11 protein-coding genes are annotated in these 13,202 nt (G+C 68.4%); 8 read left to right on the forward strand and 3 right to left on the reverse strand.

Annotation, left to right across the window (positions count from 1 at the left end; translation table 11 throughout):
• The first annotated feature begins 200 nt into the window (after nt 1–200).
• The 3 genes from ACFC96_RS35460 (at nt 201) to ACFC96_RS35470 (ending at nt 2,718) form a co-directional block, all read left to right on the forward strand.
• Complete coding sequence (locus tag ACFC96_RS35460) at nt 201–323, forward strand: hypothetical protein (RefSeq protein ID WP_376616119.1); 123 nt, start codon at nt 201–203, stop codon at nt 321–323.
• Between the two features lie 185 nt (nt 324–508).
• Complete coding sequence (locus tag ACFC96_RS35465; RefSeq protein WP_376616121.1) at nt 509–2,095, forward strand: hypothetical protein; 1,587 nt, start codon at nt 509–511, stop codon at nt 2,093–2,095.
• Nucleotides 2,092–2,718, forward strand: a complete 627-nt coding sequence (locus ACFC96_RS35470; protein WP_376616122.1) for a hypothetical protein — start codon at nt 2,092–2,094, stop codon at nt 2,716–2,718. Before ACFC96_RS35465 ends, ACFC96_RS35470 begins: the two co-directional genes overlap by 4 nt.
• A 301-nt stretch (nt 2,719–3,019) precedes the next feature.
• Here ACFC96_RS35470 and ACFC96_RS35475 read toward each other — a convergent pair whose 3' ends face one another.
• Nucleotides 3,020–4,195 (reverse strand): hypothetical protein, encoded by a 1,176-nt coding sequence (locus tag ACFC96_RS35475; protein WP_376616124.1) that lies wholly within the window; start codon nt 4,193–4,195, stop codon nt 3,020–3,022.
• A 1,095-nt stretch (nt 4,196–5,290) separates the two neighbouring features.
• On the opposite strand from ACFC96_RS35475, the gene ACFC96_RS35480 reads away from it, so the two are divergent.
• The 4 genes from ACFC96_RS35480 to ACFC96_RS35495 all read left to right on the forward strand — a co-directional run bounded on the left by ACFC96_RS35480 (nt 5,291) and on the right by ACFC96_RS35495 (nt 9,005).
• The gene (locus ACFC96_RS35480) at nt 5,291–6,256 is read left to right on the forward strand and encodes an SDR family NAD(P)-dependent oxidoreductase (protein WP_376616126.1); all 966 of its coding nucleotides are present in this window, start codon (nt 5,291–5,293) and stop codon (nt 6,254–6,256) included.
• A gap of 264 nt (nt 6,257–6,520) precedes the next feature.
• Nucleotides 6,521–6,715, forward strand: coding sequence for a hypothetical protein (locus ACFC96_RS35485; protein WP_376226503.1), 195 nt, complete (start codon nt 6,521–6,523; stop codon nt 6,713–6,715).
• 49 nt (nt 6,716–6,764) lie between these two features.
• Entirely contained in the window at nt 6,765–7,019 is a 255-nt protein-coding gene (locus ACFC96_RS35490; RefSeq protein WP_376616127.1) for a hypothetical protein, read from the forward strand.
• A 369-nt stretch (nt 7,020–7,388) separates the two neighbouring features.
• Complete coding sequence (locus ACFC96_RS35495; RefSeq protein ID WP_376616128.1) at nt 7,389–9,005, forward strand: helix-turn-helix domain-containing protein; 1,617 nt, start codon at nt 7,389–7,391, stop codon at nt 9,003–9,005.
• Here the strand turns inward: ACFC96_RS35495 and ACFC96_RS35500 are convergent.
• Together ACFC96_RS35500 and ACFC96_RS35505 are read right to left on the reverse strand one after the other, a co-directional pair.
• Nucleotides 8,987–10,570, reverse strand: coding sequence for a serine hydrolase domain-containing protein (locus ACFC96_RS35500; RefSeq protein ID WP_376616130.1), 1,584 nt, complete (start codon nt 10,568–10,570; stop codon nt 8,987–8,989). The genes ACFC96_RS35495 and ACFC96_RS35500 overlap by 19 nt on opposite strands.
• The gene (locus ACFC96_RS35505; RefSeq protein WP_376616132.1) at nt 10,570–12,063 is read right to left on the reverse strand and encodes an APC family permease; all 1,494 of its coding nucleotides are present in this window, start codon (nt 12,061–12,063) and stop codon (nt 10,570–10,572) included. Before ACFC96_RS35505 ends, ACFC96_RS35500 begins: the two co-directional genes overlap by 1 nt.
• Nucleotides 12,064–12,633: 570 nt before the next feature.
• On the opposite strand from ACFC96_RS35505, the gene ACFC96_RS35510 reads away from it, so the two are divergent.
• Entirely contained in the window at nt 12,634–13,125 is a 492-nt protein-coding gene (locus ACFC96_RS35510) for a GNAT family N-acetyltransferase (protein ID WP_376616134.1), read from the forward strand.
• Nucleotides 13,126–13,202 lie beyond the last annotated feature (77 nt).

A 13,202-nucleotide genomic window follows, 5' to 3' on the forward strand; every position in this document is an offset into this window, starting at 1 on the left:
ACAACGGAGAAGCGGGGAGGAGGGCCGGGGCGCCCTGCCCTCCTCCCACGCCACCGGGCATGCGAGCCACCCATCCGGCAGTTCATCCAGCTGATCTCAACCGTTGCCAGGCCGGCTTGAGCATGCGCGTCCATGGAGATGGTGTACGGGTTCGACCTGATCCGGGGGTTTGCTCCGGCATCGGGATGGTGCCCGCACAGATGAACGGCCACCGGCTGATCCTCGAAGTGTCGAAGGAGATCAGCACGACGGTCATCGACAGGAGCCAGAGCACCACCAAGTCGCGGGCCAAGACGCGCCAGTACGAGGGGTGGGTTGGGTGACACGGTGACGGTGCCCCGTAGCCGGTCGCGCGGGGCGGGATTGTGTCCGGCCCACGCGCGCTCCGTGCTCACCATCAGATGACCGCGTACTGGTCTACGAGCGGAATGTGTCGCGTACCCGACTTGTATCGATGCCGGAACGGCGGTGTGATCTTTCCGTGTCCCGGCTCGCGCACGCTCGGAGAATGAAGCCAGCCTCCTGGAACGCCTTGTGGATCGTACGGACCCGTCGCCGAGTCGCAGCGACGGCAGCCGCCGGCGTGCTGCTTCTGCTGGGCGCCGGCGGCGGCCAGGCCCATGCATCCCCACGGCAGGAACCTTCGCTCTCGCCGAACAGGACGGTCACCGGGCAACTCGAGGTCCCGGAGGCACTCAATCTGACACTGCCTGCCGAGGCGGACAGCGAGGGCTACGTGGCGCCGAGCCTGCCGCAGTACAACTACAAGTTCACACCGCCCGGCCCGGTCCACAACCTCCGCCTGGTCATCGACGCCACCGATCTGCGCGGAATTGCGGAGATCAAGCCGAACTATGGGATATGCAAGGCGAAGGACCTGGTCGTCACCTGTCTCAACAAGGGCAAGGCCCAGGACCACACCTACGCCTCGTGGGTCACCCTCACCGCCGCCCCCGGCGCCCGGGCAGGCGCCACCGGCGACCTCAAATACCGGCTCAGCGTGGACGAGAGCAAGACACCAGCCACCGCCACCACCCAGGTCACCGCGGGCACGCCAAAACTGGTCATCTCAGAACTTCCCGACCGCAGCGGACTGCGCACCGACGACATCGTCGAACTGCCCTTCAAGCTCCGCAACATCGGCAGCACCCCCGTCAAGGAGTTCTCGCTCGGGCTTGGCGCGACGCCCGGGCTGGAGATCGTCCGTCTGCCCCGGAACTGCCAGTGGGAGTCGCAGGGCCCGTTCTGCGACTTCCGTACGCCCGTCGCCGCCGGGCAAACCGTCCAGTTCAGCAGGCCCATCGCGGTACGGGTCACCGAGGAAGCCCTGCGGCCCTGGGTCGGCTACCGGATCGAGCCCCGCCTGCTCCCCGACCGCGCCGACAAGCGCGGCACCCCAGGTACCGCACCGCCGGTCAGCCTGGTCCCCACCTCCGGGGGCGACTTCGCGGCCGCCGAGGAGGGCTATCCGGGGGCTCGCAAGCTCGAACTGGCCGCTGTCGGCAACCACGCCGACTTCTCGGTCAAGGCGGACGGGCTCAAGTCGGCCGGCGGACTCGGGGAGCCCGCCTCACTCACCTTCTCCGTACGCAACGAGGGCCCTGCCGCTGCCTTCCGCATCGACAACAAGGACCTCGTGTACCTGGACATCACCCTTCCGCCGGGTGCCACCGTCCCGGCACCCTCCGACGACGGCGGAGACGGCGAAGAGGAAGAGCAAGACGGCCGGCCATGTGTCCCCCACGGGGAGCGTGTCCACCGGTGTCCGATCGGCTATTTCTTCGACTCCGACGAGGGGCTGGAACCCGGCGAGGTACGCCAGGTCATTCTGCCGTTGGCGGATTCCGCGTTCGCCGGCTCCGTCACCGCCCGTCTGGTCCCAGCCCCTGGCTTCAGCACCGACGACCCGAACCCCGCCAACGACATCGCCGCGATCACGGCCAACGACCGGAGCGAATCCGAACCCGCGGCCACATCCGACGCGAAGTCCGCCCCCTCCACCGGCCTGATCGCAGGCGCGACGGCGACCGGCTCCGTCGCCGTGCTGGCGGCAGTCACCCTCGCAGTACGCCGCAGACGTCCGAAGGGCTCATGAACAACGGCACAACCTGGACGATGTGGCATGACGACCACCTCGTCGGCACCCAGACCTTCCAAAGGCATGCGGGAGGTACCGACGGGTCCCGCGGCAGTGCGGGCACTGCGCGAAGCGTCAGGGCGGAAGCCTCCGGCAGCAACCCCGTCGGTTCCGTCCGGCACTTGGGCGGCGCCTACAGCCAGGACACGACGGGCAGCATCACCAACGTGAAGGTGACCGTCACCATCGCAGGCGATCAGCGCAGGTACATGCATGACGGTGACTCCGTTCCTGGGGTGAGGATGACGCGGCGTCGCCAGAGGTCGAGGTTCGCTCGTCCACAGCCTTGCCTTTTCAGGCATTTGATCCGTTTCACGTGGCCCTCGACTCTGTCGCTCGACCAGGGCAGGCTCAGTCCGGCGGTGACCGGTGTCGGCGACCTCGGCTCCGGACCTGGTTGCCAGCGCGATGTTGCGTACCTCGTCGACCAGGACCAGGCCCGCCCGGGCGTCCGTCAACACACCGACCGATTCCAGAACGTCGGTGAAATTCGAACGGGGGCGGACCGGCAGGCCCAGGCGCCACGCAGCGTCGAGTTCGTCGAGCCGATGCCCGGGCGTGGCCGTGCATCTGCCACGTGATCCTCGGTGCGGCCGTTGTGGTGCTCGGTGGGCGACGCAGGGAGCGGGTGCGGACGTCGGAGGAGACGCAGGTACAGATCGCGGTGGTGGAGTCGTGGTCGTGGCCGACCTGCTCCTGGAATATCTGGAGTCTGCTCGTGCTTCGCATCTGTGAGCTGGGCGTTGCGTCGAGCGCGGTGTCGTCGAAGCACGGTTGGCAATTCCTGTTTCACGGCACGCCACTGGATGATCGTTAACAGGGGGAAACAAGCTGCAGTGCATCCTGTCGAGATCGCTTGTCTTCTTGCGGGAGGTGCTGGGGTCACGAGGTTGTCGGTCCTGATGCAGCACGGCGGGTCGCTTGACTGACTTCCTGTTCGCCTTCACAAGCTGCGGCCCGCTGCAAGGTGCGGTAGCGGTGGAGTGTCTGCGGATCGCCGACCTCTTCGGCAGCCGTGATTGCGGCGTCGAGGACACCGTCCATCCAGAGCCGAGGGATCCCTCGCAGGTGCTCGTCACTCACGGCGAGCCGACGACGAGCTGTGGAGTCGTCAGGCGTGAGCGGGGCAACGAGGAAACACTCCCTGACGAAGTGCCGCCACAGTCCCGCACGCAACCCCTGCTTGTCGGGTGGCATGACGTCATGAATCTCTTCGAGTGTTTTCCACGCGCTCGAAGCGTCGTCGGCTCGTCGTTGCAGCCGGGCGAGGGTGAGCAGATTGAACGCTCTTGCCCCCGGCCATGACGCATCGCTGACTGTGATGACTTCTCGCTGCACCGCCACTGCTTCGGTGAGGTAGCCGAGTTGGGCCAGGTGAAACTGCAGAGTGTTGAGTGTGTCCTCGGTGCGTGGCTCGCCGGACGCCCACTCGGTCATGAACACGCGGGATGCCTCGCGCTCGCCGAGGCTCGCGGCGTGGTGGGCCCAAGATTTGAGGCTCTCGTCGGCCGGGGTGGCAGGGAACTGTGCACGTTGTTCGTTGAGCCACTGCTCAACGGCGGCGTCAGTGTGACGGTCCGACGTGATGTCGCCCAGGATGCGGCCACGATCAGGGTGGGCACTGGCTCGCACCGCTTCGACGGCAGCTGTGATACCTCCCGTGAGCAGATGGTAGAGGTGGTAGCCGAGAGCCGTGTCAAAGCTGATGTTCTTGGCGGTCCAGTGCAGCCAGAGATCCTCCACCTGTCGCTGCTCGGCAACCAGGAAGCCGGCCAGCGTCAAGTCCGAGGCCAGTCCCCAGGGAACGACCTCTTGGTAGAACGTGATCTCCTGCTGGAGGAGGAAGCGCAGGAGCTCCAGGTCCTCGGGGCGGCGGTCGTATTGAAGTGCCCACAGAACTCCCAAGCGGGCGGCCTTGTTGCGGTCGATCACGGAACCTTTGGCGGTGTGCTCCGCAAGGAAGGCCAGCTCGGGCCACGTCTCCGGATCCCGCCGAGCTCGCTCGAGGTCCCTTCTCGGCACGCACAGAAGTCGGTCTTGCTCGTCAGCGGTATTCATCGTCTTCCCCTCGCTCGATCCTCTTGATTCTGTCTGCTCGTTGCTCGCCCAGTGCGCGGTCGAGCTGATCCCGAAGGCCCCGGCTCTCCTCCGCCAACCGCCGGAGGCGGGCATTCGCACTTCCAAGAGCCGCCGCAAGAAGGCGTCCGCCGTGCGCTGACGTGCAGGGAGCGCGTATGAGGCAGCTCGACGGTGTGCTGCCTGCAAACGCTCTGGCACGACGGGGCCTGCCAGTCACGATCCGGACATCTGGAGATCTCTTCCCGGAATCCGGATGATCGGCCCTGTCGTTCGGTTGCGGCCGGTAGGCGCGGGTTCGGTTCCGGGTGATCCCGGCTGCGGAGAGGCCGTCGCGCCGGTCGCGTGAGCGGTAGCAAGAGCCGTTGTCGGTCGGCACCCGCTGGACGGCGATCCCGGCCTGGGCGAAGAACGTCCGGGCCTGGGCCACAAGGCAGTCGCCGTCGCCTGCCTCGCGTCGGTGACGATCTCGCAGTGGGCGAGGCGGGGGTGGTCGTCGGCACTGGGCCCGGGAAGCCGGGGAGCTGGCCCCGGGACCGCCGGGCGGAGATACCCGCCGAGCCGCCCACGCCCCTGGAGGTGGAGAACGCGGCCCTGCGCAAGAAATATGCGAACTGGAGGAGGAGCGCGAGATCCTTCGCAGGGCGGCGAAGCATCTCGCCGGGGAGACGCGCTGGTGAGGAGCCGCAATTCAACTACTGCCGGAATCGGGTCAATACCTCGCCCCTGTCTGCTAGTTGGTGTTTTATGGCGATCCCGGCTGAAGTCTGACGGTACTGGATGCGAAGTTCGCGGCGGAGCCCGCTTCGAACGCGGACACCTCGCCGACCACCCCGAATCTGTGCATCGTGTGACTGAGCAGAGGGTGGCTGGTCCACCCGCTACCCCGCGGGCCAACTATCCGACCGATAGGCGGAAGCCCATGGTTACGCCAGCACCACGTCGGCAGGATGTAGGCCGTCCGGCGAGGCCGTCGGTGATCCGTAGGCGATGTGTCGGGGGCAGCTGGAACCGTGGTGCCGAGCTGTCCTGCAGGGCAGTCGCAGCCGCCCTCAACAGAATGGGAGCCTCGCCGCCATGCCGTCCACCTCCTCCACCCCGCCCTGGGATGTTCAACAACTGCCGCGTGCCCACGACAGCGTCTTTCTGGTCACCGGAGGCAACGCCGGCATCGGGTACTTCGTCGCGGAGCAGTTGTCCGCAACCGGAGCCACTGTCGTACTGGGCAGCCGGAATCCCGCAAAGGCTGAAGTCGCCACGGCCTCGATCCGCTCGCGTGTCCCTGGCGCGCGAGTGCGAGCTGTACGGCTGGACCTCGCCGACCTCTCATCGGTCAGAACAGCGGTGGAATCACTGCATACGGAACGCCTCGACGCGGTGGTCCACAACGCCGGCGTCGCGCTCGACGCCCCTCCACGCCGGGTGACTGGGGACGGTCACGAGCTCATGTTCGGCACGAACCACCTCGGGCACTTTGCGCTGACCCACTGGCTGATGCCGCTGCTGTCGGCCGCACCTGCGGCCCGCATCGTGACCATGGGCAGCATCGCGGCGAAGTCCGAGCGGCTCGACCTCGGCGACCTGCAGTCCCGGAAGAACTACCGCCCCAAGCGCACCTACGGACGCTCCAAGCTGGCACAGATGTACTTCGGCCTCGAACTCGACCGCCGCCTGCGCGCCGTCGACAGCACGGTGGCAAGCGTGGTGGTCCATCCCGGTGGCGCGCTGGATTCCCTGACCCCGTCACGGCCGCCCGTCCATGTGCGGACCGCTGGTGCGCGGCTCTGCGGTGCGCCAGCGGCCCTTCTTGTCCAGGGCAAGCACGCCGGCGCATGGCCCGCGGTCCGAGCGGTGCTGGACCCTACTGTGCGCGGAGGGCAGTTGTGGGGACCGCGTGCCTTCAGCCTGCGCGGCAAGCCTCAACGTCAACGGGCGTGGAACCACCTCACCGACACCTCCGTAGCGGCGCGGTTGTGGGAAGCCAGCTGTGACCTGACCGGCGTCGACCTCGTCACCGTCCCCGGACCACCTCAGGCGCGCTAGGGAGGCTTGCCCCAGGCCATTTCGCTCTTCGAACAGGCCCCCGCCGACATGGTGATGCGCCGGGACCTCCTCCCCGATCCTCAAGCATCCCGGCTGATCGTGACCTTCGAATCGGTTTGGCTGGTACCAAGTCGACCTACCGTGGCCGCCGTTCACCAGCAGAGAGGGACATGTCGGAGCATGGCATCCCTCAGGCCTGATGGGTGAAAGGTCAACGAAGTGGGGAACGAAGAGCGAGCCTGGTCCGTGAGGTGACTAGCGCGGATGGCCAGTGGCGAGGACCTGCAACCGGCTGCCGTCCATGACCTGGTGGATCACATGCTGGCGCGGATGGTGGACAGCCTTGGCGCGCATGCGGGGGCGCTCATCCTGTGCGAGCCTGGCGGCGACATCCTGGCCGTGACGCGTGTGTGGGCGTACCCCCGGAGTTCGTGGGCCCTGTACGGCGCCTGCGGGTGACTACCGAAGCCAGAGACCCGATCGTGGAAACGGTGCGCCAGCGGCACCTGTGTGGATCAACTCCGGTGAAGGGCTCGGCCTCCGCTATCCCAAGCGTGCTCTGGTCTTCCCCTATCTGGGCGCCGCGGCCGTCACCCCGCTCGTGACCGGCGCCGCCACCTGGGGCTCCCTGTTCACCATGTTTTCGGAGAACGAGCCCGGCCTGGACGCGCACGCACGTCGCCTGCTCACCGCTGCCGGTCCGTGCATCGCCTGGGTTCTGCAAGGCGTCGCCGATGCCGGGCAGTGCGGGGGAAGGCCTTGAGGGCGAAGGCGGCGCGGGAGTTCGACCCACGGGCGGCCAGGCCGTCGGTGTACCGGCGGGCGCAGGCGCGGACCGACGTCTCGTCGAGGATCAGCGCAGGAGTGCCGTAGGACTCGGCGAGTTCGGCCGCCGGAACGCCGCCGATCGCCAGTCCGCCGTTCCCGTCCCGGGTGGTCGCGGGCGGAACAGCCTCAGCAGTTCCCGGTCTGCCTGCGTCTGCATCGTTGTCATCCGCGCTCCTTGTGCCACCGGTCCGTCCCGCTCCCCTGCCATGCTCCCGCTACGGTCACTCCGGATCATCATTGACGTCGTCAATACGGGTCTCCCAGACTTGACGCCCACAACAGTCCTTCGAGTCGGGGGTGCACCATGCGGGAGTCCGGCGCTCGCGGGCACCTGCCCGTCCGTCAGCTCGTGGACAACATCGGCCCGGCGTTGCTGCGCCTGGTCCAGGAGGGGACCGGCAGCGGCGGGCCGCTCACCGACATCGCCATCCATGCCCCGGGCGCGCCGACACAGCTCGGACCCGGGTGCGTGGTGCTGGGGGTCGGCGTGACCACGGAGGGCGAGCTGCGCGAGCTGACCGCGGCCATGCGGCAGGCCGGCGCGGAGGTGCTGGCGGTGAAGGCCCCGGTGCCGCCGTCGGCCCACGACAATCTGGCGATCATCGAGGTCAACCGAGACGCGTCCTGGATGCACGTGGCGACGACCGTCCGTGAGCAGCTGCTCGAGTACGCGAGGACGCGCGTGCGCTCGGCCGGCAGCGGCGCAGAGCTGTTCGCCCTGGCGAACGCGGTCTACGAGAGCGTCGGCGCCCCGGTCACCATCGAGGACCGCTTCTCCGCGCTGGTCGCCTGGTCGGAGGGGCAGGACCGGACCGACTCCGAGCGGATCGAGACCATCCTGGGGCGGGCCGTGCACCAGCGGACGCTCGCCGAACAGCGCGAGCGTCAGGAGTTCGAGCGGCTCCATGCCAGCGCCGAACCGGTGTACATGGAGGCGACCGGGGAGGATCAGTTGGCAAGGCTGGCGATCGCGGTCCGGGCCGGTTCGGACGTCGTCGGCTACATCTGGGCCGCCGTCACCGGGCCGCTCCACGAGGCGGCCACAGCCCGGCTGCGCGAATTCGCGCCCGTGGTCGCGCTGCAGCTGGTCGGCCTGCGCACGGAGACCAGCTACGCCCGCCGCCAGCGCGGCGAGCTGGCCGCCGCGGTACTCGGCGGGGCGGCCGACCCGGTGGAGGCGAGCCGGCTGCAGCTGGGCTCCGGCCCGGTCTGCGTCCTGGCCGCGGCCCCGCGGCTGGCCGGGAGCACGGGCTCCGACGCGCTGGACGCCGCCGGGCTGCGCCGGTTCGCGGACACGCTGGAGTACTTCCTGGCGGCCGTGCACCCCCGTTCAGCCCTGGTGGCGGGCACCGGAGCGGTGTACGTACTGGCTGCCTGGCCTCCGGAACACGCTACGGCCCTGGAGTCGGCCGTCGCCCTGGCCCGCGACTTCCTCGCGCGGACCCCACTGGCCGGTGACTACGTGGTCGCCGTCGGCGGCCCGGCCGAATCGATGGGCCGGATCGCCGACGTGCGGGCGCAGGCGGACGCCGCGCTGCGGGCGCTGCGGCACCCGGCCGTCCGCGGACCGGCCGTGCGCACCGTGGAGGACATGGCGCTGGCGGTGCTGCTGCTGCACCTCGCCGACGCTACCGAGGCGCTCGGCCTGCCGGACGCCGGCGGCGCGCTGCACAGGCTGCGCCAGGAAGAGGGCCAGGACGGTCCGCTGGCGGCGACCCTTGCCGCCTATCTCGCCGCCGCGGGAGCCACCGACACCGCGGCGGAGGCCCTGCACATCCACCCCAACACCATGCGCTACCGGCTGCGCCGTATCCGCGAGGTCTCCGGGCTGGACTTCGCCGATGCCGACGCCATGCTGCTCGCGCACCTCCAGCTCCGGGTGCGCGAGCTGCGGACGGGCGCTTACCGAGGCTCCGGCTGATCCCGGAACGAGCGCGTGTAGCGGCACCCGTCCAGGTCCACCCAGAGCACCGCGCCGTCCAAGGCGGGTCCGGACGTCAGGCGCTCCGGCAGCCGGGGGTCGGCTCCGATGCGGAACGTCCCGTCGTCGAGCGGGACGAGTTCCGGTTCGTCGCGGGGCGCTTCCACGCCGGTCGCGGCGATCATGTGGAGTCGTCCCGCCCGCTGCACGATGCTGAAGCTGGGATACCACGGGGTGTAGCTCCGGTAGTGACCCGCGAGTGCATGCGGAGAAGCGGTCGGGGCGGAGAGGCTGGGGCCCAGTGACTCGGGTCCGTAGAGCCAGCGTCCGTCCAGAGAGTGGTGGTAGGCGGACCATCCTGGGTGGTCGCACACCAGCCGCCCGTCCCCCGCGTCGTACAGCCTGCCGGTCACCTCGTCCGAGGTGAGCGAGAGACCGTCGTCGCCCGTGGCCTCGACGCGGATCTGACGCGGCGTCGTTCCGTGGATCCCGACGTAGCGCTGGGCGTCGGGGATCCGCTCCGGGTCGAACAGCGCCGGGTCCGCCGGGGCTCCCTGGACGACGGCGAGCACATGACGGGCGAAGCGGTCGATGATCTGGCACTCGCCGGGTGCGTTGGTCAGCACGGCGACACCGTGCCCGCCGTCGGTGTCGACGGCGAGGTACGAGCGGTATCCGACCATCCCGCCGGCGTGGGTCAGCCAGGTGTGGCCGTCGATCTTTTCCACGTCCACGCCGAGCGCGTAGCCCGAACTGACCGCTCCGGCAGGCACCGTGACGATCTGCCGGAATCGCTCGGGATCTATGATCCTGGTGCCGTCCAGAGTGCCCCGGCCCAGCAGTATGCGGGCGAACAGGCCCAGGTCGGAAGCGGTTGCCAGCACGTTCCCATCGGCCGCCGAATACTCGAAGAAGCCGGCCGGCGCGAGCGGGGCCGACGGCAGCGGTGGGCGGTCGTCGCGCAGGAACCGGTACCCGGTGGCGAGTTCGGCGATGTCCTCGTGAGTGATCCGCGCCGCCGAGTCGCGCATGCCCAGGGGCCGCAGCAGCCGTCCGGCCATGGCGTCCGCCAGCGATTCCCCCGTCACCTGCTCGACGATCAACCCCAGCAGGTTGTAGCCCTCGTTGGAGTAGTGGAACAGCTCACCTGGTGCGGCCCAGGTCCTCGCATCGCGCAGCGCGTAGCCGCGAGCGGCGGCATCGGGCAGCGCGTCGGCCCCGGCCACCAGGCCCGAGGTGTGCTGCAGGAGGTGCCGGACGGTGATCGCGCGGGAGCCGCCGTTCGGGGCGAACCAGGGCAGGTGGTCGGCGACCGCCGCGTCGAAGTTCACCTTCCCCTCGTCCGCCAGTATGCCGAGCAGGAAGGCGGTGAAGGTCTTGCTGATGGAACCGATCTCGAACCGCGTGCGACGCGAGACCGGCGCCCCGGACTCCGCGTTCGCGAATCCTGCGGTGACGAACGCGGACTCGCCGGTCCCATCGATGACGCTGATCGCGATTCCCGGCACCGGCCACCAGGTCCGCAACTGCTCCGCAAGCCCGGAGAGCACCCGTTGCACATCCATCAGACGCCCGCCTTCCGTGAACCGAATCCCGCGAACCGGTCCGGACCCAGCTCGACTTGGGAGGAGTCGATGTCCGCGTCCGGCCGGTCGCCTTTGACGAACCGTCGGCACAGCGGGTAGAGCAGCACGGCCAGCAGCGCCAACGCGAGACTCGTGCCGAACGTCGCGGCCTCGTCGACCGCCGTACTCCACGCCAGGTACACGATCATCGCTGTGGGCAGCACGACGACCAGAACCGCGCCGGGCCAGCCACCGGGGACCCGAACCGGCCGGAGCATCTGCGGATATCTCCAGCGGAGGACCAGGAAGGCCACGAATTCCAGCAGGATCGAGGCAAGGGTGAGCAGCACCGTGGCCCGCAGGATCGAGCTGAAGTCGACGGCGGAGAGCACGACGACGACGGTGGTGCTCGCCAGCAGCGCACCCACCGGCGTGTTGAACCGTCTGCTGTCCCGGGCCATCCAGCGCGGCAGGTACGCGTCCGCGGCGAGCGCCCGCGGGACCCGGGTGCTCGTCAGCAGGATCGCCATGAACAGCCCCACCAGGGAGAGCGCCGATCCCAGGGAGATCAGCACCTTCAGCCAGATTCCGCCCAGGGCGTCGCCGACCACGATGAAGTCGCCCTGGGCCCAGTCGGCGGGCGAGCCCCGGTGCAGCCCGCTGCCGATGGCGGCGATGGTGGGCAGCAGGTAGGCGGTGATGATCAGCGGAACCGAGATGACCAAAGCTCGGGTGTAGGTCCGGTGCGCGTCGGCGACCTCGCCCAGCACGGTGCTCGGGCCGTCGAAGCCGAGGTACAGCCACACGATCACGCTGAGCGCGCCTGCCACCGACGAGTGGGCACTCTGCCCCGGCACAATGAAGGGCGAGAGCACGTTGATCCCGTTGCCGACCGCATGCCAGATACCCAGGACCGTCAGCACCGCGAACGGTGCGAGGATCAACAGCATCATCCCGACCGAGTACTCGCTCACCGCCTTGGAGCCGCGGTAGTTCAGGTACGCCATCGGGACGATGAGGGCGACGGTGACGATCCAGTGCAGGTCCACGACGAAACCGCCGTGGAACAGGTCCACGATCACCAACCCCTTCCCGCGGGCGATGTCCGGGACCCAGGTGGCCAGGTAGTCGACCAGCAGAATCGGGTAGAGGGCGAGGTTCAGCACCGACCCGATCGAATTCCAGGCCCCGAACACGAATGCCGCACCTCTGCCGAGCGCGATCTTCGTCCAGTAGTAGTAACCGCCGTCGACCGGTATCGCGGCACTCAACTCCGCTGCCACCAGCGCGTTCGGCACGCCGAAGGCCACCGGCACCAGGACGATCATCAGCAGGGTCAGGCCCGGACCGGCGCTGGAGAGTGAGCCTTCGAGCCCGAAGGGGCCTCCGGACACTGTGAAGAAGAAGATTCCGACCAGGGGCAGCACGCCGAGAGTGCGTCTGCTCGCCCCGGGCGCCTGCTGTGTGTTTTCCGGCGGGATCAGTTCGGTCATCCTGGGCTCCACTCTCCGTCAGCGCCTGGTCGGCACAACGTACGGGGGCGCCACCCGGGCCGCCCTGTCGTGCGCGTCAAAGCAGCGGCCCGTCGGTTGTCGCTGCCACCAACGCCGGGCTGACCCACCCGGAACGCGACGAAGCTCCGGGCGACGAGGTCACCCGGAGCTTGTGACATGACAGAGGTTTGGGGCCGGGTCAGGCGCGCACAACGGCTTGAATCTCGCCTCGGATATCCACCGTGATCCGAGGCGATAGCCATGACGGCAACTGACGCTCGCGTTGGGCCACCGTGGTTCGGCCGACCCTGGTGGGTTCACCGACGATCTCGGGGACAACAAGGCTGTCTTTGTGACACCTATCCTGCTCTGGCTCACCCAGAGTGTGACTGAGTGTTTGAGCTGGCGGCTTGAAGCGCGCCTGGGGACGTCGGCTTCGAGAGCGGTTCAGGTGACGGAAAGCGGACAGGTCCAAGGGCTGTCCCATAACCATCTCCATCGTGCGGGCTGGACGGAAACCTGTCGGTAGGACCGTGGACGGCCACGGGTGAGTCCGGGACCATGGCCCGCATGTCAACCTGGACCATCAAGGCGGAGCCTGTCATTGGCACGGATGTCGGCGAGGTGACGCGTCAGTACTTCACCGAGATGGGGCGGCGGGTGCTGGGGCGTTCAGCCACAGAGGCAGAGCTTCGAGCGGTGCTTGTTGAGGACCCCCACCATGACCTCTGCCCGCCTGACGGCGAGTTTCTCGTAGCGCGCAACAGTGAGGGCGAGTTCCTGGGCTGCGCAGGGTTGCGACTGCTGAGGGGTGATCCTCAGACTGCGGAGCTCAAGCGGATGTACGTGCTCCCCTCTGGGCGGGGAGCAGGACTGGGCCGTGGCCTCCTCCGCGCCGTCGAGGAATCTGCTGTGAGGCTCGGTGCCCTCAGGATTGTGTGTGAGACCAACACCCAACTTACAGAGGCACGCGCTCTGTACATCAGGCACGGCTACAAGGAGACCGCGCCATACGAAGGGCATGGCAAGGCGGATCACTGGTACGCCAAGGAACTTGGCTGAAGGCCAGGAGATCGAGGTCGAGTCGACCCCACTGAGATGATCTTGCTGTGGCTGGTGTGATCACATCGTCTGAGCCG

The organism is Streptomyces sp. NPDC055955 (assembly GCF_042270245.1).
Taxonomy (GTDB): Bacteria; Actinomycetota; Actinomycetes; order Streptomycetales; family Streptomycetaceae; genus Streptomyces.

Bases quoted from the DNA above. Each gene is read 5' to 3' on its own strand.
- ACFC96_RS35505 (WP_376616132.1), bottom strand. From the start codon at position 12,063: ATGACCGAACTGATCCCGCCGGAAAACACACAGCAGGCGCCCGGGGCG.
- ACFC96_RS35480 (WP_376616126.1), top strand. From the start codon at position 5,291: ATGCCGTCCACCTCCTCCACCCCGCCCTGGGATGTTCAACAACTGCCG.
- ACFC96_RS35500 (WP_376616130.1), bottom strand. From the start codon at position 10,570: ATGGATGTGCAACGGGTGCTCTCCGGGCTTGCGGAGCAGTTGCGGACC.
- ACFC96_RS35465 (WP_376616121.1), top strand. From the start codon at position 509: ATGAAGCCAGCCTCCTGGAACGCCTTGTGGATCGTACGGACCCGTCGC.
- ACFC96_RS35510 (WP_376616134.1), top strand. From the start codon at position 12,634: ATGTCAACCTGGACCATCAAGGCGGAGCCTGTCATTGGCACGGATGTC.
- ACFC96_RS35495 (WP_376616128.1), top strand. From the start codon at position 7,389: ATGCGGGAGTCCGGCGCTCGCGGGCACCTGCCCGTCCGTCAGCTCGTG.
- ACFC96_RS35475 (WP_376616124.1), bottom strand. From the start codon at position 4,195: ATGAATACCGCTGACGAGCAAGACCGACTTCTGTGCGTGCCGAGAAGG.
- ACFC96_RS35460 (WP_376616119.1), top strand. From the start codon at position 201: ATGAACGGCCACCGGCTGATCCTCGAAGTGTCGAAGGAGATCAGCACG.
- ACFC96_RS35485 (WP_376226503.1), top strand. From the start codon at position 6,521: ATGGCCAGTGGCGAGGACCTGCAACCGGCTGCCGTCCATGACCTGGTG.
- ACFC96_RS35470 (WP_376616122.1), top strand. From the start codon at position 2,092: ATGAACAACGGCACAACCTGGACGATGTGGCATGACGACCACCTCGTC.